Annotated in this window: 22 protein-coding genes and 1 riboswitch; of the genes, 9 read left to right on the top strand and 13 right to left on the bottom strand. The window is 36.9% G+C overall.

What is annotated here, in order from left to right; genetic code table 11:
• Window positions 1–8: 8 nt before the first annotated feature.
• The 5 genes from FFM62_RS00895 to FFM62_RS00875 all read left to right on the top strand — a co-directional run bounded on the left by FFM62_RS00895 (window position 9) and on the right by FFM62_RS00875 (window position 4,333).
• Window positions 9–299, top strand: coding sequence for a hypothetical protein (locus FFM62_RS00895; protein ID WP_115470454.1), 291 nt, complete (start codon window positions 9–11; stop codon window positions 297–299).
• A 289-nt stretch (window positions 300–588) separates the two neighbouring features.
• Window positions 589–963: a hypothetical protein gene (locus FFM62_RS00890; protein WP_115470453.1), complete on the top strand. Its 375-nt coding sequence runs from the start codon at window positions 589–591 to the stop codon at window positions 961–963.
• Between the two features lie 34 nt (window positions 964–997).
• The gene (locus FFM62_RS00885; RefSeq protein WP_115470452.1) at window positions 998–2,059 is read left to right on the top strand and encodes a hypothetical protein; all 1,062 of its coding nucleotides are present in this window, start codon (window positions 998–1,000) and stop codon (window positions 2,057–2,059) included.
• A complete protein-coding gene (locus FFM62_RS00880) occupies window positions 2,022–2,864 on the top strand; it encodes a hypothetical protein (RefSeq protein WP_115470451.1) in 843 nt (280 codons plus the stop codon). The genes FFM62_RS00885 and FFM62_RS00880 overlap by 38 nt, the downstream gene beginning before the upstream one ends.
• A gap of 335 nt (window positions 2,865–3,199) precedes the next feature.
• Window positions 3,200–4,333 (top strand): IS30 family transposase, encoded by a 1,134-nt coding sequence (locus tag FFM62_RS00875; protein WP_115470450.1) that lies wholly within the window; start codon window positions 3,200–3,202, stop codon window positions 4,331–4,333.
• Window positions 4,334–4,877: 544 nt separating this feature from the next.
• On the opposite strand, the gene FFM62_RS00870 is transcribed toward FFM62_RS00875, so the two are convergent.
• Window positions 4,878–5,891: a LacI family DNA-binding transcriptional regulator gene (locus tag FFM62_RS00870; protein ID WP_115470449.1), complete on the bottom strand. Its 1,014-nt coding sequence runs from the start codon at window positions 5,889–5,891 to the stop codon at window positions 4,878–4,880.
• A gap of 203 nt (window positions 5,892–6,094) precedes the next feature.
• Between FFM62_RS00870 and FFM62_RS00865 the strand changes: the two genes are divergently transcribed.
• On the top strand, window positions 6,095–7,474 hold the full coding sequence (locus FFM62_RS00865) for an SLC45 family MFS transporter (RefSeq protein ID WP_115470448.1): 1,380 nt from the start codon (window positions 6,095–6,097) through the stop codon (window positions 7,472–7,474).
• A 57-nt stretch (window positions 7,475–7,531) separates the two neighbouring features.
• Window positions 7,532–9,214 carry a glycoside hydrolase family 13 protein gene (locus FFM62_RS00860; protein ID WP_115470447.1) on the top strand — a complete coding sequence of 561 codons (1,683 nt, stop codon included), beginning with the start codon at window positions 7,532–7,534 and terminating at the stop codon, window positions 9,212–9,214.
• 65 nt (window positions 9,215–9,279) lie between these two features.
• Here FFM62_RS00860 and FFM62_RS00855 read toward each other — a convergent pair whose 3' ends face one another.
• The 9 genes from FFM62_RS00855 to FFM62_RS00820 form a co-directional block, all read right to left on the bottom strand.
• On the bottom strand, window positions 9,280–10,074 hold the full coding sequence (locus FFM62_RS00855) for a TraX family protein (RefSeq protein WP_075269634.1): 795 nt from the start codon (window positions 10,072–10,074) through the stop codon (window positions 9,280–9,282).
• Between the two features lie 134 nt (window positions 10,075–10,208).
• Window positions 10,209–11,480, bottom strand: coding sequence for an OFA family MFS transporter (locus tag FFM62_RS00850; protein WP_115470446.1), 1,272 nt, complete (start codon window positions 11,478–11,480; stop codon window positions 10,209–10,211).
• Window positions 11,481–11,715: 235 nt separating this feature from the next.
• Window positions 11,716–12,015, bottom strand: a complete 300-nt coding sequence (locus FFM62_RS00845) for an MTH1187 family thiamine-binding protein (RefSeq protein WP_075269636.1) — start codon at window positions 12,013–12,015, stop codon at window positions 11,716–11,718.
• A 57-nt stretch (window positions 12,016–12,072) separates the two neighbouring features.
• Window positions 12,073–12,693, bottom strand: coding sequence for a TenA family protein (locus FFM62_RS00840; RefSeq protein ID WP_115470445.1), 621 nt, complete (start codon window positions 12,691–12,693; stop codon window positions 12,073–12,075).
• Entirely contained in the window at window positions 12,690–13,514 is an 825-nt protein-coding gene (gene thiD / locus FFM62_RS00835; protein ID WP_075269638.1) for a bifunctional hydroxymethylpyrimidine kinase/phosphomethylpyrimidine kinase, read from the bottom strand. Before thiD ends, FFM62_RS00840 begins: the two co-directional genes overlap by 4 nt.
• A gap of 70 nt (window positions 13,515–13,584) precedes the next feature.
• Window positions 13,585–13,685: riboswitch (TPP riboswitch) on the bottom strand.
• A 58-nt stretch (window positions 13,686–13,743) separates the two neighbouring features.
• Window positions 13,744–15,162 carry a Sapep family Mn(2+)-dependent dipeptidase gene (locus FFM62_RS00830; protein ID WP_115470444.1) on the bottom strand — a complete coding sequence of 473 codons (1,419 nt, stop codon included), beginning with the start codon at window positions 15,160–15,162 and terminating at the stop codon, window positions 13,744–13,746.
• 166 nt (window positions 15,163–15,328) lie between these two features.
• Window positions 15,329–15,478, bottom strand: coding sequence for a hypothetical protein (locus FFM62_RS10070; protein WP_165845859.1), 150 nt, complete (start codon window positions 15,476–15,478; stop codon window positions 15,329–15,331).
• Window positions 15,479–15,592: 114 nt separating this feature from the next.
• Window positions 15,593–16,543 (bottom strand): AEC family transporter, encoded by a 951-nt coding sequence (locus tag FFM62_RS00825; RefSeq protein ID WP_115470443.1) that lies wholly within the window; start codon window positions 16,541–16,543, stop codon window positions 15,593–15,595.
• A 72-nt stretch (window positions 16,544–16,615) separates the two neighbouring features.
• Entirely contained in the window at window positions 16,616–17,521 is a 906-nt protein-coding gene (locus FFM62_RS00820; protein WP_240005887.1) for an ADP-ribosylglycohydrolase family protein, read from the bottom strand.
• Window positions 17,522–17,628: 107 nt separating this feature from the next.
• Here FFM62_RS00820 and FFM62_RS00815 point away from each other — a divergent pair, with 107 nt between their 5' ends.
• A complete protein-coding gene (locus FFM62_RS00815) occupies window positions 17,629–18,054 on the top strand; it encodes a DUF2507 domain-containing protein (protein WP_115470441.1) in 426 nt (141 codons plus the stop codon).
• Window positions 18,055–18,130: 76 nt separating this feature from the next.
• Here FFM62_RS00815 and trmB read toward each other — a convergent pair whose 3' ends face one another.
• From trmB to FFM62_RS00800, 3 genes are read right to left on the bottom strand one after another with little or no spacing between them, the layout of a single operon-like run.
• Window positions 18,131–18,793 (bottom strand): tRNA (guanosine(46)-N7)-methyltransferase TrmB, encoded by a 663-nt coding sequence (gene trmB, locus FFM62_RS00810; protein ID WP_115470440.1) that lies wholly within the window; start codon window positions 18,791–18,793, stop codon window positions 18,131–18,133.
• Window positions 18,777–19,886 carry an ABC transporter permease gene (locus tag FFM62_RS00805; protein WP_075269644.1) on the bottom strand — a complete coding sequence of 370 codons (1,110 nt, stop codon included), beginning with the start codon at window positions 19,884–19,886 and terminating at the stop codon, window positions 18,777–18,779. The genes trmB and FFM62_RS00805 overlap by 17 nt, the downstream gene beginning before the upstream one ends.
• Before the next feature lie 5 nt (window positions 19,887–19,891).
• Window positions 19,892–20,590 carry an ABC transporter ATP-binding protein gene (locus FFM62_RS00800; protein ID WP_115470439.1) on the bottom strand — a complete coding sequence of 233 codons (699 nt, stop codon included), beginning with the start codon at window positions 20,588–20,590 and terminating at the stop codon, window positions 19,892–19,894.
• Between the two features lie 119 nt (window positions 20,591–20,709).
• On the opposite strand from FFM62_RS00800, the gene FFM62_RS00795 reads away from it, so the two are divergent.
• A complete protein-coding gene (locus FFM62_RS00795; RefSeq protein ID WP_115470438.1) occupies window positions 20,710–21,135 on the top strand; it encodes an HIT family protein in 426 nt (141 codons plus the stop codon).
• Window positions 21,136–21,137: the final 2 nt, after the last annotated feature.

The raw sequence follows: 21,137 nt of genomic DNA, 5'->3' as shown, positions 1-21,137 counted from the left end.
GGGCTTATATGAATTGGATACCAGAAATTATGGCGGCTGGTCAAGGAGATTTAAATAGTCCAGCTGCGCAAGAACTTGGTCGAAAGTTATGGCTAACTTCTAGTCAAGGCAAATATATTGTTGATCAGGTCAAGTATTTTAAAAATTTGGGTACCTTATCTAGGTACTTGGATACCAATCAAAATAAACTACAATTGTTGTTGCGTCGAGCTGATAAATATAAGCAGCAAGAGATCATTATGGGCAATCATCACGTACGGCTTAATGTAGAGAACGGTTATAAATCATTTGTACATTAAACATGGATACTTATAAAACATACTTATAAGTATACTGATGATTATAATTATAGTTATATTTATAAGTATAATCTTGCGTATAATTATATTAAGTTGAAAAATTTACGGACTGGTATACTGAAATTAGCAATTAGATCTACAAAAATAAGTTCTTACTGGGTTGTGTGCACTGCCAGTGAGAGCTTATTTTTTGTCTAAAGGAGGGGTGGGGCGTTTTTACATCGCCCTAATTATTTCAGTTAATATATAGGTGCACTAGGATTAGTGACAAAATTTTGGAGGTCAACACATGACAATGATTAAGAACAAATGGCGGACACGTGGGCTATCAGCAGCCGCAGTGACCATGGGAACAGCTTTATTAGTGAATAGTCAAGCAACTATCGTCCACGCAGCTGCTTTGGAGGAAACAGCTAAGAATACTGGTACAAAGGTCATTACCTTTTTGATTCTTCTAACAGTGGTTTTGGGAGCTATTGGTGCTGCTTTAGGGATTGCGATGATGGCGTCAGGTAACCAAATGCTACATGCTTCAGGTACGAAAAAAGTCATGATTGGATTAGCAAGTATCGTTGGTATTCTTTGTTTAGGATTAGGCGTGACTTGGATTGTTCAAACCGTTACGGGAGCCGGTGGTGGCTTTAACTGGCAGTGGCCATTCTAGACAACTAATCAATATATGAAAGGAGGTAAATTAAATGAGTTGGTTTAAGTCGGAGAAAAAAGATAAAAAACATAAAAAACATACTGAATTATCCTATCAAGCGCAGTTTGTGAACCCGAAGTTAGATCGAGAAAATCCAATCATGCAACAAATTATTAGTGAAACTGGTGATTTGAATCAGACGTGGCCGAACATTCAACTAGATGAATTGAAGCTGCTGACAGAAAAACTACAACAAGATGTTGCGATTACTACTGGTGAAGTGGTACAACTAGGCAGTATTACTTTTCTAACACCTAATCCTGCTAACCCTAAGAAATTGATTGAAACAGGTTTAACATGGGAAAATGCCACAGTAAAAGCTAATATGGAAAATTTTGTCATTGAAATGGTGAACCAAGTGTTAAATGATGAGACCACTCGTTTGGATGATCAAGTTACTTATAACGAGTTGGCAGATGCTCTATCAGAGTTCCTGACGGCCAGCCAAGATGTCGCTGGTTTTAAATATGGCGATATGCCTGAGCTACCATCTAGCGACGAATATGTTAATGCCGTTGAAACCAATCAAATGTTTGACTTGCTACCACAACGACTTATTGTTAAGGAAGTTAAAGTGAGTGATCAAAATCAACAAGATAAAAAAGAAGTGCCTCCTGTTGAAGAGAAGGCTGCTGCTGAGGTTAAAACACCAGCGAAACAACCAACTGCACATAAAGCGGCTACTAAAACAGCACCAAAACAATCTGTTAATAATCTGGCAGAAAAGCAATCAGTTCCTGCACCAGCAAAGAACATTGCTACTGAAAATAATACTGTTGTGATTGCTGAGTTAATTAAGGCATTTAAGGTACAACCACGATTTTTTAAGACGAAATCAGTTGACCCTAAACAAATCGTTGTCCCAGAAAGTGATAATTACGTTGACGTGATGATGGCACGAGAAACCCTTGAAGCCAATACATTTATTCAACAAGCAGCGGATAAAGTTGCAGATAGTTATCGTGAGACTTTATCGCAAAATGTTGCGGATGTTCGAGAAGATACCAAGCCACTGAATGACTTATTGGCCACGGATTGGCAAACAACCAGTTAAAGACCAGATTAAACAGCGACACACGAAAGATTATGGCGAGCGTTTAGGTAAGTCTATCCAAGCTTTGGATTCTGATTATAAACAGGCTGTGGCGGATGAAGAACAACGTCATGAACAAACGCTAACGAAATTAGAAAAGCAGTTAAAGCGTGATAAGGAAAAAACAACGGTTAAATTAACAGTTGATCGTGATCACATTATCCAAAACGAGATTGCCCAAATTATTACGACACAAAAGCAATATATCGAGCAGGAAGTGCAACAATTGCGCTATAATCGAGCTGAATTTAAGCGTCATAAGGTAATTGATGAGATTATCTCTGACCAAAAAGAGGCAAACGAATTGTTGACGAATAATTACCGCAGCCTCGCTAATGGCTTAGAAGAACGTCGACAAAGCTTTATCAAAGAACATGAACAGGCTTTAGTCACACGACAAGCATCAGATGAAGCACAAGCAGAAAAAGAGCGTTACAAGCTGGAAAATGCTAATGTGCTTAATCTTGAAGAACGTCGTGATCATTTAGAAAAGATGAAGCTTGACCTGGAAGGACAGGTTGTCCAATTGCAAGCTGATGCTTCAAAGTGGCAGTTTCGAGCTGAAACGGCGCAAGAAGATTTGGATCGCATGAAACAACAAGTTGCTGATCTTAATAAGCAATATGAGCAACGGCTTAAAAGTGACCGAATTGACTTAGAAAAACACCAACAATTGACACAACAAGCGCGTCAAGCAAAACTAGATAAGTGGTTGCATCCATTTAAGTTCAGACAGCAAAATACAGGCGAATCAGTTGGGAAATAATAGGTTAACTTGATTTATATATATAGATTATGAAAGAAAATAAAAGTAGGCCAATCTATATTTTTGAACTGAAAGTATTTAAGTTAAGCAAGACTGTAAAATAACTTAGTGCTAAACTGATTCTAAAGGCTGGTAAATTAGCTTTTAAATTTCAATAGTTTCTTTCTTGGTCGGCTAATGTCGGCCTTTTTTGTTTACCCAAAGAGCGGTTGTGCTCAGGCGTATTCTATCAGTGCTTTTAGTTGGTCAGGTAGATGATTGTCCAGAAATACTTTACAGAATATGCCTTGTTGGTAATCATGTATAATTTAATTAAGTAGGGAGGGGTTGGTTACATGTTAATTACGTATGAAACACGTATCAAAATTGAATTATTACTCAAGGAAGGTTATTCGTTGGCAGATATTGCCCGACGTTTAAATTTTAATCGATCTACTATTACTCGTGAAGTCAGACGCGGCACTCAAGATTCACCTAAAAATAATCTGAATTATCCTACTAATTTGATTAAGTCAATGTATCGGGCACGTGATGCTCAGTTTAGGGCGAACAACCGTCGGCACCATGCCGGCCGGCCAACATCACTCACACGTTATAAACAACAAGTTTTAAAAGAAGAGATACATGATCACCACTATACACCGGGTCAAGTTGTTGCTAAACACCAACGTTTATTTTCCAACACGACAATTATTTATACCTGGATTAATCATAATCAAATTCCTGGTGTTACGGAAAAAGATTTACCGATGCAAGGTCGTCGATTTAAACGAAGTATTAACCGACAGCTAAATAGATATAAAGTACGGCTACACAAAACATATAGTCGTAAAAAACGTCATTTTTATCCAGCAGAATGGAACAAATTACAACCTAAAGGAAGTTATAAATACATCGGGAAACGACAAAGCATTAATGATAGGCCTGCCAAAGTTAATCAAAGAAAAGTATTCGGTCATTGGGAAATGGATGGTGTGGAAGGAAAGAAAAAGAATGATTCCTTGCTAGTGACCTTTGTTGAGCGTAAAACACGTTTTCAAGTTGCTTTGAAGGCAAAGTCTAAAAGTGCTTTGAATATTCTTAAAGTGTTAGTCCAGTTTAAACAATCATTCGGTCAATACGTGAAATCAATCACATGCGATAATGGACAAGAATTTGTTAATAGTGTCGTTACTAAGTTCATCTTACACCATTTAGGCGATCTCTATATCGCTAATAGTTATGCCCCGTATGAACGTGGGACAAATGAGCGTACCAATCGTAATTTACGTGCTAGATGGTATTTTCCAAAGGGAACACAATTAAGCGATGTCAGCCAACAACAAGTCAATCAAGTGGTCGCTGAAATTAATAGTAAGCCATTAACGCACGTTAATAAGCAGCAGAAATCACCACAATATCTGTTTAAACGCGCGACTAGGCGTTTACGGCAACGTGCCCAGCGTAACGATCAATTAGTAGCTAGCTAATTGCAAATGGGTAAACAACATACATAACAGCAATGCAGCAATTAGATTAATCGCAAAAATTTTAGGAACACCTGGTTAAAATTGTATTTTGATGAGGTGCGTTTTGGTGTGCCTTAAAATGCTAGTCTAAATCAAACAATAGTACATAGATTATGTTCAAAAGTTACAAAGCATTAATTAAAGGTAAAAATGTCAATAAAGACAAAAAATTTTGCTAAAATGATTTTTGTTATAAAAATGTAAAAAAATGCCACTAAAACTGGTGCGATAACGTTTACAGTACATGCAAAAACCGGCAATAAAAATAATGTTGCATCAAATACTTGACAATACCATTAACATTTAACTTTCGATAATATATATTATGTAAACTAGAATAACTAATTTTTTTGACGAATAAATAGTTATTACTGCCCCTTTATTTATACTGACAAATTAAGGTTCTATCAACAAAACCAGACAATTTTTTGTTTATCGTTGCTTTTTGTATAAAAAATGTGACTCGTAATTTTTTAAAATATTAATTACGAGTCACATTTTCAGTTTATATTTTGGCATTTAGGTTTAAAACACTGTCACGTTGAATTAATTCTGTTGGAATGTAAATCACTTGAGGATCTTTGTTTGAAGAATCTGAATTCAAGAAAATCTGCATAGCCACACGTCCAATTTCCGGAAAGTTTTGCTGAATAGTAGTTAATTTTGGACGAGCTATTTCAGTCTGCTGGAGTCCGTCAATAGTTACTATGGATAAATCATCAGGGACTTTTTTGCCATGATCAAGCATTGCGTTTGCTAGTCCTTGGCCAACTAGATCGGCAGTTGCGACGGCAGCTGTAAATGGCAGATGATTGATATCATAGTCGGTTGTCACACTGTTATAACCAGTCTCGTAAGTATGATCAGTTCCATAGAGAAACATATTATCATCTGTTAAGCCATGCGCATGCATTAACTTAATAAAGTTAGTACGACGTGTGTTTGATATAATCGTTGTCAATTTTGTATCACCAATTAAAGCAATATTTTTATGGCCCATAGTTACTAAATAGTCAATAATTGTGTTCATCATTTCGGATTCATCTGAGGTAACTGCCGATACTTGATCGTTTAGCAAAGCTGTTAATGAAATGACAGATATTTTTTCTTCTAAAAGCGTATTGACCATCCATGATGGAATATCCAAAGACAACATAAAAACAGCCCCTACTTGCCTTGATAGCAATGTTTGGAACACTTGATATTGATGATCTTCGTTTTCATCAAGGTATGTAATTAATAGTTCATAACCAGATGAGATCGTCGCCTCATAAAGTCCTTTGATTACTTCATCGGCGAAATTTGTATGTATTAGTGGCACAACAACCCCAACAGCGCGACTTTTTTTACTAGATAAATCAGCTGCATTTTGATTTTTATAATAACCCATTTTCTGAGCTAATTCTCTGACGCGCTTTGCTGTGACTTCGCTGTAGCGACCACGATTTGTCAGTATACGCGAAACTGATGCAACTGATAAATTCGCAGCATCAGCAACGTCTTTTAATGTGACTTTCATGAGCAACTCCTAACTTGTATCCTGTGTATTTATTATACACGCTCTTGCCAGTGACTCCATACAAATTACAACAAATTCATAAATTATTACAAATTTAAAACAACTTGACAGAATATCTGGAAACGCTTACAATGAATTGCGTAAACGTTTGTACAAGTTTTACGAAATATTTTATAATCTATTTGATTTGTGAGGGGATTTTTATGGATAAGTCAACAAACGTAGTAGATGATAATCTGAGAGAAACAGAGTCATCTGTAAAAGTGAAAAATAAACTACCAAATTTGACAAAAGTTCAAATGTTTATGATGACTTTTGGATATTTTGGTACACAGGTTGCATTTTCGATGCAAACCGGTAGTATGGGACGTATTTTCCAAACCATTGGTGCAGATCCAAATAACTTAGGTTTTTTCTTCATCTTGCCTCCCTTGGCTGGAATGATCATGCAGCCTTTAGTTGGTTATTTTTCTGACAAAACGTGGATACCAAAATTAGGACGACGGATGCCCTACTTAATTGGTGGATCGGTTGTTTCATTTATTGTTATGTTAATGTTGCCTAATGCGGGATCATTTGGATTTGGATATGGATCAGCGGCTGCGCTTTGGTTCGGAGCTGTTACCGTATTGTTTATGGATTTGGCATCTAACGTTTCACAACAACCCTTCAAGATGATTATTCCTGATATGGCGAATGAAAAGCAGTCAAATTCATTATGGTCAATGCAGAATGTTTGGGGAAGCTTAGGAGGTTTGGTAGCCTTTGTCTTTCCATTCGTATTAACGGCTGCAGGAGTTGCAAATACTGCACCACGTGGTGAAGTGCCTCTTTCAGTTAAAATTTCATTTTATGCGTCAGCAATCATCTTGGCACTTTCGGCAATCTTTACTATTGCGAATGTTAAAGAATACACACCGGAAGAAATGGCCAAGTATCATGAAATTTCAAAAGAAGAACAAAATGAAAAAGCTTCAATTCTAAATGTGCTAAAAAGTGCACCAAAGGAATTTTGGCTACTAGGAATTGTCGAATTCTTTGTTTGGTTTGCTATTCCTTACATGTGGACTTATTCTACAGGTGCCCTAGCTGAAAACATCTGGCATGTTACTGACCCATCTACTGCTGGTTATCAAGAGGCAGGAAATTGGTTCGGTATTGTACAAGCAGTTTACTCAGTTGTTGCGATTGTTGTTGGTTTGTTCTTTGCAAGATTGACTAAGAAGACACGTCGACCTGCATATACAGTTAGTTTAATTTTGGGTGGTATTGGATTCCTAATGGTCGCCTTTGGGACAACAAAGTTAACATCAATCATTGCCTTCGCCCTATTTGGTATCGCTTGGATTGCTTTGATTACAATTCCATTTACTATCCTAACGAATTCATTAGATGGTAAGCATGATGGTATTATTTTAGGATTGTTCAATTGCTTCATTTGTATTCCACAAATCGTTGCATCATCAGTTAGCTTCCTAATCTTGCCTGCTATCGGTGGTTCAATGGCTAACATGTTTATCGTTGCAGCTATTGCCTTCTTTATTGGTGGATGTGCTATCTGGTTGGTTCGTGATGATATTTAACACAATTAAATAAAAACAAGTTACTCAGTATTAAGAAATAGATTGGAGAGAATAATAATGGAAGAAGATATTAAGTGGTGGCAAAAAGCGGTTGTTTATCAAATCTACCCTCGCTCATTCCAAGATTCAAATAACGATGGTATCGGAGATTTGAAAGGTGTTGAGCAACACTTAGATTATGTTAAAAAGTTAGGTGCCGATGTCATTTGGCTAAACCCCGTTTACAACTCACCTAATAAGGATAATGGTTATGATATTTCCGACTATCAAAGTATTAACCCAGAGTTTGGAGATATGGAACAATTTGACCACCTGCTTGCCGCAGCGCATGAACGTGGCTTGAAAATTGTGATGGACTTGGTTGTTAACCACTCTTCTGATCAACACAAGTGGTTTATTGAAAGTCGTTCATCAAAGGATAATGACAAACGTGACTTCTACATTTGGCGTGATCCAGTGGATGGTCATGAACCAAATAATTGGGGTTCATTCTTCTCAGGATCAGCTTGGAAGTTTGACGAGAAAACTGGTCAATACTACCTACACCTATTTGCCGAGGGGCAACCAGATCTCAACTGGGAGAATCCTAAGTTACGTGATACTATCTGGAATATGATGAACTGGTGGGTCGATAAAGGAATTGATGGTTTCCGTATGGATGTTATCTCATTGATTTCTAAGCCAGATGGTTTGCCAGATGGTAAGGTCCCTGAAGGTGATATCTATGGTAATTCAAACCGTGCAGTTGCGAATGGTCCCCGCGTTCACCAATACTTGCAAGAAATGCGCGATAAGGTCCTAAATAATGCGGATATGATGACTGTTGGTGAAGCATCTGGTGTTGATATTGAAAACGCTAAAGAGTATGCCTCAAATGACGGTAAAGAATTAAATATGGTGTTCCAATTTGAACACGTTGAATTAGATGGTAATCCTGATGATGCTTTAGGTAAGTGGTATGATAAACGTGTTTCTCTACCTAAGTTGAAGGAAAACCTAAGTAAGTGGCAATATGAACTTGATGGTAAAGCATGGAATTCACTATACTGGAATAACCACGATCAGCCACGTGCGGTTAGTCGTTATGGTAGTGATAAGCCAGAGTTCCGTGTCGTTTCTGCTAAGATGGCAGCTACCCTACTACACTTTATGCAAGGAACCCCTTACATCTATCAAGGTGAAGAAATTGGAATGACTAATGCTTATAATCTAGGCTGGGATGACTTTAATGACATTGAGATTTTAAATGCTCGTGAGTATCTAGTTAATAAAGATCATTTGATAGATGATGATACATTATTGCGCTATGTTCATTATAAGGGTCGTGATAACGCTCGTACTCCTATGCAATGGGATGCAAGTAAAAATGCCGGCTTTACGCAAGGAACACCATGGCTTAAGATGAACGATAATTTTGATACGATCAACGTTGAAGAAGCCTTAGCAGATAAGGATTCAGTATTCTACTACTATCAAAAGTTGATTCAACTACGTCATGAGTTGCCTATCATTACAACAGGACATTACCAACTTTTGGACCCTGAAGATGAAGAAGTTTATACTTACAAGCGTATTGGTGATAATGAGGAATTGTTAGTTATCAATAACTTTACTGCATATGAACAAACTCGTGATTATCAAGTACCTGATAATGCAGAAGTTTTGATTAGTAATTATAAAGATGACCAAGGTTCAGTATTACGACCATTTGAAGCAAAAGTTTATCGTTACGCAAAGTAATTTTTAGAACATGAAAAGAGCACACCCCTTCTTGAGCGGTGTGCTCTTTTTGTATGTCATATTTTTTAGTATAACCAAGCTGCAAGTGCATATAAGAAAATGATATGGGCTGGATAGAAAATATAGAAGAAATACTTCATGCCATGCCCTTTTGCGCCATTGTATAAGGCGATTGGAATGATTGCAAAAAGCATCATCCATTGTGTAGAACCGAAGAATCCATAGATAGCTGCAACAACTAGGATACTTACTAGCTGTGCCCAACGGACCTTACGGAATATATACATGATTGGAATGAGTAAGACCATTAGACCGTTCTCAGCAAGTAAAATAGCTGGGTTAATGGCTAATAATGCTTGCATTGCTAGCCTGTGTCCAAAGGAGATTGAACCACCTGTGGTCAATAATGGCAACATGACTAGTGACAGTAAGAATGGTAACAAGAATAAGAAAATTCCAAGTGTTATATGTTTACCAGCATGACCATCAGGTACCTTCTCAAACTGGTCAACCGCTGCCATAAAAATTGTACCAATAAATAAATCACGGAATATGTTATTAATTAATTGGACCTGATCAAAATTGATAAGTTGTTGTGTCAGACTCATGAGCACTGCCATAACGACCATACTAATGTACAAACGTAACATATAAGATTTTTTACTATGGGTATGGGAAAATCCAACTACAGCGGTAAAAAAGAATATGGTTGCTACTGGACGGCCAAACCAATCCAACCATGTTGGTGCACCAAAGGGTACGAAGGTTTGATGAAAGTGATCAATAACCATCAAGACTATCCCGATGATTTTAAGATCAAAAGTTGTTAGTTGTAAGAAATGTCCTGATTGTGTTTTCATAAAAATCCTCTCACTCGGGGTTATGCATTTGATTTATAAAATTGCCCCAAATTATATTATACGGAAAATAGTATTAAAAAAGCTACTAATTTATACAAAATTAGTAGCTAAAATTTTTCTATTTATAAAATAAATTATTTTTTGTAAACGGGTTTCTTAATAAATATCCAAATCAATAATGAAACAACCAACATGACCAAATAGATATTGAAGACAACTGATAAGTTACCGCCAGCTAGTGACAAGATAACCGCACCAGCTAAACTTCCGAACCCGAAACCTTGGTAAATTAGTGAGTAGTTCTGGCTATGGTTCTTCAAACCGAAATAATCACCGACCATTGTTGGATAGACAGTAATCGTACCACCGAAGAAGAAGCCCACAGCAATCATTGCAGCGTAAAATGCTGATACACTTAAGTGACTACTAAAGGCCAAAGTTGCGACCGCAATAAATGTGACGACATATGACAGAATGAACATTGACTTACGGCCGAATTTGTCTGAAAGTGATCCAATTAAGAAACGACCAATCGTGTTGGCAATTGCAACAACGGCAACAATATTGGTAGCTTGGGCAATGTCTAATCCAGCAAGGTTTGTTCCCAAGTTTGATGCGATTCCAGTTAAGTACACTGACAAAGAAATGGTTAGTAAAGCAATAAAGAGCAAGTAAGCTTGTGGTTTACGTAACATTTCACGTGTCGTGAATTCATGATGAGTTGGATCATCAACAACATTCTCTTCTTTGGCTTCCGGAGCATCATGAATGAAAAAGGCCCCACCAACGATTAGAAGCATTGATAAGAATCCCCAAGTCATTAAAGCATATGGTAGATTGTGTACAATATTAGTACCTAAAACTGCTGAATCAATATATTTAAAAACAAATGAACCTAAACCATAGAATGCGACAGAAATACCAGAGATTAGACCTGTTTTCTCGGGGAACCATTTGATGGCGTTTGACAAAGTTGCCATATATGCGATACCATCAGCAACTCCTAGCATGATACCTGCTGATAAGTAATATAACCATAATTGATCAACAGAACTAACGCGAGAAGCAATGAAAATTGCAATCCCGAATAAAATACCTGCTGACATGGTCACTTTTCGTACACCGAATTTTTTGACCAATGCACCAACAAAGATTGTTGATAATGATAAAGAAAGTGCTCCGATTGAAAAAATCAATGAAACAGAACCTAAATGAGGTTGAACAGCTGCAGTTTTACCTGTAGCTGGGTCTATTACCAATTGATGAAACATTTTCAGAATTGGTGTGTTAAAAATACTCCATGCGTAAAAGGTTCCCACACCCAATTGCACCAGAGCAGTACCAAAGATTACCAGCCAGCGGTTTACAACCTTTGGCTGACCCTTTGATGATAATGCGGTTTGCATAATAATATCTCCTTAAAAAACCTAAATTAACTACAAGCATCTTGAAAACGCTTGCGACATTTAATATAGTCCTATTTACGGGATTTGTCTATATTAAATATTATAATAATTAGGAGCTTATTTCATTTGGATTCTTTTTGACAGAAAAAAAGATTGAAACACGTCTTATGCTTCAATCTATTTAGTCTTGAATTTATTAATGATAGGATTGTTTTTTGTCTATAAAAGAAAGTTGTTATCTTTCTAGCTTATGATCAAGTTTCTGCAGTTTCGTTTCAATCGTATTAGTATGACCAGGACGAATATCGGCATTCAGTGAAACATAAGCACGAATACCCTTATCGGTTAATGTCTGAATGGCTTTTTGGACAGTAGTCATGACCTCTGACCATTCCCCTTCAATTTCTGTCCCCATTGCCGTTGTTTTGTAGGTTAGGCCTGACTCTTCAATTACGCCAATAATATCATTCACATAACCGCTTAATTCATCACCAACACCAAAGGGTGCAATTGCAACTGAAATTAATGTATTCATTTTTATTCCCTCTCTTTAATACATAGTCTATGACTATTATAACATTATAGATAACAATCAGTGCTTTGCGGCATGCTCCCAAAAGGTCAGTTCATAGCGATAAGAAGTTAGGTAGGTTGCTAAATAAGTTTGTTGTATTTCATGAGACAACTGTTGCCAGTCAGGTACCTGCTGATCGATTACTTGCCAACTCCATTGTGTGAAAGCCTGGTATTCAGGGCTTGCATAATATGATAACCATGGCTCATAAGTATTATTTGGCGTTGCCTTCAGGAAGTGTTTACCAATTAGATGATACGATTCGGTACATGGTAGCAACGCGAGCATTGCATTGGTTGCATCGCCTGCCGTAATGGCCGTTTCCATATGCTTTAGATAGGCTAAGTTATGTTGATCTGGCGTAATGTTCGACATTGCCGGACTAGCTAAGAGCGCATCATGGGCATCTTGTTCATCGGTAGCTGATGGCTTAGATGCTTGTTGTAACGGTGTTAATTTTGCCGTTGTTAAATCAAACAATTTACTAAAATAATCAGTATAATAGCTATCTTGTGCAACATAATAGTCTCGTTGTGCTTGTGATAGATTGTTGTATCCAATGCCTTGCACGAACGATGACTGATAAATATCATCTAGGATTGGTGCGGATTGTTGCAATAAAAATTCGTGAAAACTCATTGATTATCCTCCGTCTCCATAGTTACTTTTACCCAATGGTTTAATGGCCCATGACCATGACCGACATTAATCGTTTGACGGATAGCTTCATAGGTGAATTCCTTGGCTTGCGGCATGATACTTTTTAGATTGTATCCTTTAGCTAAATTGGCAGTTATAAATGATGACAACGTATCACCAGTTCCATGTGTTCGATTAGTTTTTATGCCGGGGGTTGTCAGCCATTCTGATGAACCATCTTCATATAAAATATAATCAGCATATTCATTATTTGTACTAGCACGATGACCACCCTTTATTAAAACATTGTCAGCCCCCATTTTTTGTATTTTAATAGCCGCATTTATAATGTCACTATTTGTTTCCAATGAGTTACCAACAAGTACTTCAGCTTCGGGCAAATTTGGAGTGATTAAAAATGCTAATGGGATAAGCTCATTCTTTAAGGCCTCAATGGCTGGGTCACTTAATAAATGTGCACCACCTTTTGCGACCATGACGGGATCAATGATCAGTTTACCAAGGTTATATGCTTGCCATCCTTGAGCAACAGCATGAACACGTGTTTCATCTAATAATGCGCCGGTTTTGGCAGCTTTAATATCTAAATCATCCGCAATGCTTTTAAATTCTTCTAGGATAAAATTCGCTGGAATTGGGTGTTGATCTTGTACACCATAGGTATTTTGAGCAGTGATGCCAACAACAATCGTTGCTGCATATACTCCTTGATTATGGAATGTCTTTAAATCAGCGTTAATACCAGCCCCACCACTGGCATCAGTTGAAGCAATTGTAATAACTTGTGGTACGTCTATCATGATTCCTCCCAAATATATGGCAAATTAAAAAGCACAGAAAACCAGGAAATCGGTTTTCTGTGCTTTGAAATCGCATTGACCATTACTTTCCTTCGTTAGTACTAACTAAACAGGTTCAAAGGGTCCGTTGTTTAACGTCTCAGCCTAAAAGAGGCTCCCCTAGTAAATATTAAATTATATATTAATTATCACATGTATCGCTTTGAAGGTCAATATGATAATAATTCACTTAAAGGTTGTCTGATAAAGCAAGAATTTCCGCTATTAAAAGCTTCATACCGCTTTCATAATTTGACAAATTGAATGATTCATTAGCTACGTGAGCTGTTGAAGGTTCATCAGTTGGAATAACCCCAAATCCGACACCACTCGACATTAAACGACCGAATGAAGCTCCACCGTTGACGCCTTGGTCTGGTACTTTACCAGTAACTGATTCATAGGCATCTGCTAATAATTTGACCAATTGATTATCTTTACCGACATAATGTGGTACAACACCTGCGGGATCACGAATAATTTTCGTTAGCCAAGGTTCATCTGAAAGAATTTGTGAAACCGTGTCTGCTTCATCAAAAGCTAATGAATGACGGAAATTAAGATTGATATGACCAGTTTTATTGACAATGAAGTCGGTAATACCAATATTTTGACTTGTTTTGCCAAGTTTTGGTTCTGCTTTACCATATCCAGATTGTTCCCCATAGGGATCCTTGTGTAGTTTCTGGCCAATGAATTGTAAGAAGTTAGCCGCATTTCCCTCAAAATCGTATTGTGTCAAAAAGTTAGCTAGATAAGTAGCGGCATTTTTACCAGTTTCTGGTCGCGCAGCATGGGTTGCAACTCCCTGCACAGTAAGGGTGGTTTGATTACCTTTTTGTTTTAGTTCACCCGTAATGTTTTCTGTTTGACAATATTGCTCAAAGCTTTCTTGTAAGCTATTGGTAGGAATACCAGAGAATGTGGCTTCAGCAAAACCAGGTAAAACATTCGTTGCTGAACCACTTTTAAAATTAATTAGTTGAATGGTCGTATTTTCAGGATTAGTTGCATCAAAATACAAGTCGAGTTGGCTAATACCTTTTTCACCGTATGATAAATCTGCTGCGCCGTCTGGTGAAAAGCCATACTGTAGTGCCCCTTCTTCAGCAAAGTATTGGTGCATATCTGCCCATTCGCTTTCTTCGTCTGTACCAATGATAAAGCGAATTTGATGTTTCAATGGGAGATGAGCGTCTTGAATGGCTTTAATTGCATAGTAAGTCAACATAACGGCAGACTTCATGTCATCAGCACCACGTGCATAAATATGGTTATCTGCTTTAATAACTGGTGTAAAGGGGTCCGTTTGCCATTGATCAATGTCATTAACCGGCACGACGTCAACGTGGACAATAACGCCAATTGGTTCGGGATCATCTTCTGGACCAATATAGATGTAACCAGCTCGATTACCTACTGTCCCTATTTTTTCAAAACCATCACGTTTTGCGATTGACATCATGAAGTCAAGGGCAGCCTTGGGACCGGGACCATATGGTGCTTCCGTTGAAGCCAAGGCATCTTCACGGACTGAAGGAATTTTTAGTAATTCTGTTAAATCATTAAGCCAAGCATCATGATAAGTTGCGACATTTATTGTAACCATTTAAGAAATCCTCCCAAAAACAATTCCATATATTAACATATATATTAGCAATAAATGAAATAATATGCAACATAAACAATATAATACGAATAAATAAACAAAAAAGCGTGTTGCAAAGAATCGAAACCTTTTGCAACACGCATATATATATATTAAGTTTTAAAGTCTAAACCAAGTCACGACGAATGATTTCTTGATAAAGAGCAATTGTTGGTGTATTTGCAAGGCGCTTTGGGCGCTTGGCTACTGAAATTTTTTTAACACCATCTGCTTTCAATGTTTGTTTAGCCCAAGCCTTCGTACCAAATAATGTCATGAATAATCCTCCCAGTTATTTTAAATACATGGTTATATGATAACCACCACCCCTACCCTAATACGAGTAACGGGGGTAATGCAAGAGGAAATTTATATAATTCAAAACGTGAGGCTAACTAATGATGAACATCAAAATAGGTATGACTAATAACATTAATAACGTTGTTTGCGTGATACTAATAGATGCAAATTTATAATCTGCTTTATACTCGAGCGCCATAACTGCGGCATTGGTCATTGCTGGCATAGCCGCTTGAATGATAAAGACTTGTTTTAATAATGATGGCAAATCAAAAGGCATCATTATTAGTGCCATTGTTAGTGGTGCTAATACAAAACGGCTTAATGACAGGGTAACAGTCTCCTTATTTGGTAACAATTCTTTACGAGAAGTCTTGGCAATGGCAAAGCCAATAAAAATTAGGGCTAAGGGAACGTTGGTATCCCCCAGTTCTGTTAAATCAGTGACTAAAAATGACGGTAGTTTCACATTTATAAAAACTAATATCAATGAAATGACCAGAGCAATCATTGGTGGATTAAACACACCAGCTAATGTTTTCTTCAAATTAAAGTGTTTATTATTATGGTTACCATCAATTGAAATCATATAAACACCGATTGTCCAAAAAACGGTTGTATTAGCCATGTAATAAATAAGGACATAAGGTAAACTATTTGTCCCAAATAACGCCATATTCACCGGTAAACCAACGGTTATCGTGTTTGAATTGAAAAGCAACGACTGAAAAAGGCCTTTATGTTTTGGATCAACATGAATAATTCGAGCAATAAAAAATGACAAGACTAACAATAACATCATGCTAGCTAAGGGAAACAATATATTTGTCCCCATAGCAAGTAATGTTTTGGGTGTAAAATCTTGTGGGATATGAACGATTAAATATGCTGGTAATGCAACTTTTGAAATAAAACCAGATAAAAAGCGACTTATTTTACCATCAGAATCATCAAAAACATTTCCTTTAATTAAGATAAAACCGATGGCTACTAAGCCTAGAATCATTAATACGCCAGTGATACTGTGGGTTAACGCGGTCATATAATATAAACGTCCCCTTTCTAAAATAACTAAAAAAAGATGGCTAATTTCGCCATCTTTTATGCAACAGGATTAATTAAAATTATGGCTTTTGTTTGCTAGGTGCAGTGTTGCCATCACTAATTCTAATTCTTTATCATTTGTTTGATACGCATCAAGAAATTCTTGATGGTATAGTATACCCGCTAATGCGCCAACAAGTGGCATAATGCGTTCTGATTCGCCTGGTAAAGTTTTTGTAAGTGATATTGCACTTTCAAAGCTTGTACTATTTAGTATAACCCAAATAGTCGCTTCTAATGTATCAACAACATAACCTGATGTACGCAATGAATCTGCAGACTCACTCTTTAAATCAGGCTTATTAAGAGCTTGGAAAGCTGGTAAAAATTGTGCAAAGATTTGATGCTGTGAGTAATATTCATATGAATCACTGACAGCTTGATCCACTGCTTCAATAAGTGGTATATTTTGTAACAAATTATTGACAAGCATCGCATATAAGCCACTGGCAATCAGTGACTGGGGATGATTATGGGTCAAACCAGTAACTTGGTGTAACATTAACATCGCCGGTGCGTGAGAGACAAAGTCTTCACCGTACTGTGCACGTAAGTATAGTACGACGGGGGTAATGTGCATCAACGCACCGTTACCATTGTCTGACATTTCACGTCCTCCAGAATTAAAGGGGTCACTTGTCCTTTCATACTTATCTAACGCAAATGTTGTTGTACTACCGACTGCAACTGGTTTTTCAGCGTGATTAGTGTATTCACCAGACTGATACCAACTCAGGTACCGATCCATCATATCAGTTAAATTATATCCATATGACAAACTACTGATTGTTGCTAAAGTTAAAGCGGAGTCTCCACTCCATGATGTTCGCTGACCATCAACTTGCCGTTGTGCTATTAAATCACCAGTAACTAAACCTAGTGTACTGTTATTTAGTGGACTATACGGTAAAACCATGTAAAACTCCATCCTTTCAAGAATATAATTGTAACACTCATGTAAACTGTTGGCAAATTAACCTGGAATACACTATAATTGTCTTTGGACGTTAAAAGGAGTAAAAAATGACAGAATCACGACAAGACCAGGAATTTGACATCTTTTCACTAGTATTATTACGCGATCATCTACTACCTGAATTATTACAAGAAGATCAATCCGAGATTACATATTGGGCCGGTAAATCAATTGCAAGTGAGTTTCAACTTGCAGGAATTAATGAAATCCAAAATTTCTTCATGTCAGCGGGATTTGGTTATCTCACCAATACTGAGCAAAAATCGTCTGAGCAAAAATGGTTACTAAATGGTCCTGTTATTGATGAAAGATTGCGTAAGCATCCGGATGCAGTTTTTGCACTAGAGACTGGATTTTTGGCACAAGCAATTCAGCAATTAACGAATACTGGTGCAGAGGCCCAATGGGATGCTAGCAAAGATTCAGTTACGATTACTGTTATGACAGAGGAACCTGTCGAGATGCCAAATTAATGAATAAAATTAAAAGACCCATGGTTAACATAGATTATTAAACATCGAGTTAGTCATAGGTCTTTTTATTATGTCATTATTTAAATGAACCAACAAATTTGTAAATTGGATAACCTTGAGATGCAAATTTGTGTTCATATTCGGTTTCAACATTATCAGCCATCTTATCGTCATCTTCATGCAAGTTTAAAGATATACTGGTTGGCTCAAAATGAATACCAAAGTTAGCGAAGGAATAAAGTGAATATTCAAAAAGGCCTCGATTATCGGTCTTAAATTCAACTTCACCGCCTTCAGGAAGCACAGCCTGATAGCTTTTTAGGAATGATTTATACGTGAGACGTCGAGATTCGTGACGCTTTTTTGGCCAAGGATCAGAAAAATTCAAAAATAGCTTACTGACTTCACCCTTAGCAAAGTAGGTATCTACTCCTGCCCCATCACCATAGATAAATTTTAAGTTTGGTAATGTGTCTTCATCTTCATCGGCTTTTCGACCAGCAACGGCGATTGCTGCTTCTTGGATTTCCATACCGATAAAATTTATCTCTGGGTATTTTTTAGCCATACCGATAATGAATTGACCCTTACCAGTTCCAATTTCAATTTGTAAAGGCTGCTCTTTTTCAAAAACGCCTTGCCAATTTCCCTTTAATGAGACAGCTCGGTCTTGATCTATTACAAGGTTTGTATGATTTTCTAACCAGGGTTGTGCCCATTTTTTATTTCGTAAACGCACGAGTATTTCTCCTTTGTGTGCTTTTATTTATTTTTTGTTTCGTATACCAGAATACCAAAACGCCCCCTATTACGACAAGGCAAATTAGGTTTTGTAACAACAAATTAATGCTAGTAGTAGCCATAAAAGCAATGATTAGCCAGATTAACTGTGTTATTGCTAGCCATGGCAAGATAGCGTACTGGAATGCTTGTATGCGTTGGCGACTTGTGATTGGATATAGAAAATTAAAAACGATATGTTTGTGCACATTGCTTAGTGGTATTAACTGCAATACTAGTAAGTAAAATAATATGATCAATAGAATGGTTTGCAGCCAGCCAGTAGTAAACCATGCAGCAAACCCACCGAAAATGGTCAGGCGGAACCATAACTTAATATATTGTGTGCGGCGGATAAATGCTGTGACATAGAGTTTAATGAGTGGATTATGAACATGTTTACCCCACATTTTAATGAATGAATCAGCCCAAGATTGCCGCTTAATTTTTGGTGTAATTCCCGGTACATCAATAAATAGGTTATAAAATGATAAGACGATGAACTGATGATTTTCTTCTGTCATAACCAGATGACGCCAATTGATTAATTTTGAATCCGTTGTATCTGGAAATAGGCGCTGCTTACTTGCAATAATATAGGTAAGCAACATTTTTAATGCAATTAAAATCACAGTGGAAATTAAAATTAACGCCAGTGAGTTTGTTAGTAAGTGAAACATCATCGGCCACAGTGCGACTAACAAAATTCCTTCAACGATACCGTTAACAATCATACTATATATTGTTGCTTGTTTTAGTAGTGTACGTAGAACTGCTTCGTCTCCTAACAAGGCCGTTGGATCTGCCTGTTTTATTAAGTTGGTTGGGTTTTTGAAAAAAACGAAAGTCACTAAAATAACAATAAGCAGTATGCTTTTGGTCCAGATATTAATAGGTGCATTTTGCCATAATGATTGATATGCTAGACCACCTGCTCCTGCTAAAATAAACAATGCTAATACAGCATGGTCATTAAAAACATATCTGAGGTACTTGAGATACTGTTGCCACCTCTTCGCAAGGCGATCTTTAAATAGATAAGTTAATTTCATTGACATTATTCCTTACTTACAGCTAATTCTGGTACGAGTTTCGTAAATTCACTTGCTGCACCTGCAGCAGCTACTTGACCATCCTTAAGATAGACAAATTGGTCAGCATGACCTGCAATCGTGTCTAAAACATGTGTTGTAAGTAAAAAACTAGTCCCTTCTTTTTTTCGACTATCAATTAGTTTTAATAAATCATTGACTGCAATGACGTCCAATCCTAAAAATGGTTCATCAATGATGAATAATTTTGCCTCTGTAATAAAGGCCATGACAATCATTACTTTTTGACGCATACCTTTTGAAAAATGTGTTGGGAACCATGTTAATTTATCATTTAGTCGAAAGATATTTAATAGTTTTTCGGCCCTTTGCCAAGCGACTTTTTCATCTAAATGATAAGCAGCAATTGTTAATTCAAGATGTTCTTTTAAGGTTAGTTCTTCATATACGATTGGTTGCTCAGGAATGTACGCAAGTTGTGATTTATAGGCAACAGGCTCTTGGTCCAATAGCAAATTATTTAGGACAATACTACCCCGCTTCGGTTGTAGTAGCCCAATAATATGATTGATCGTTGTTGATTTTCCAGAGCCATTTAGACCGACTAATGCAGTCAATGTACCATCGGGAACGGTAAATGAAATGTCCTTCAAAACGGTTAGTTTGCCATATCCGCCAGATAAGTTTTTAATTTCTAAGCTCATGATATATACCTGTATTTCTATTGTTTATTCTATTTTACCAAAAAACATATCATTATTTATACCAGACAGAAATTATAATTAATTGTATAATGAAGGTAAAGTTAGAGGAGGGATATAAGATGTCAGATGTATTTGATAAGATAATTAATGGTGAGATTCCTTCATATAAGGTATATGAAGATGATGATGTACTAGCATTTTTAGATTTGACGCAAGCAACCCCTGGTCATACGTTGGTTGTTCCTAAGAAACATGTTGCTGATATTTATGAATATGATGAAGAACTAGCTGCGCGTGTATTAGGTGTTTTGCCTAAAATTGCGCGTGCAATTAAAGCAAGTGATGACAGAATTATTGGATTAAATATCATTAATAATAACGGTGAAGCAGCTGGTCAGTCAGTCTTCCATTCACATTTTCATTTATTACCACGTTACGTTGATGATGGTTATGATATTCCTGTACTAGATAATAGTGATAAGATGACAGAAGAAATCTATCAAGAGAGAGCACAAAAGATTGCTGAACAATTTGAAAGGAATTAATT

Source organism: Weissella thailandensis (assembly GCF_005405465.1).
GTDB classification, from domain to species: domain Bacteria; phylum Bacillota; class Bacilli; order Lactobacillales; family Lactobacillaceae; genus Weissella; species Weissella thailandensis.
This window is presented reverse-complemented; position numbering and strand designations above follow the sequence as displayed.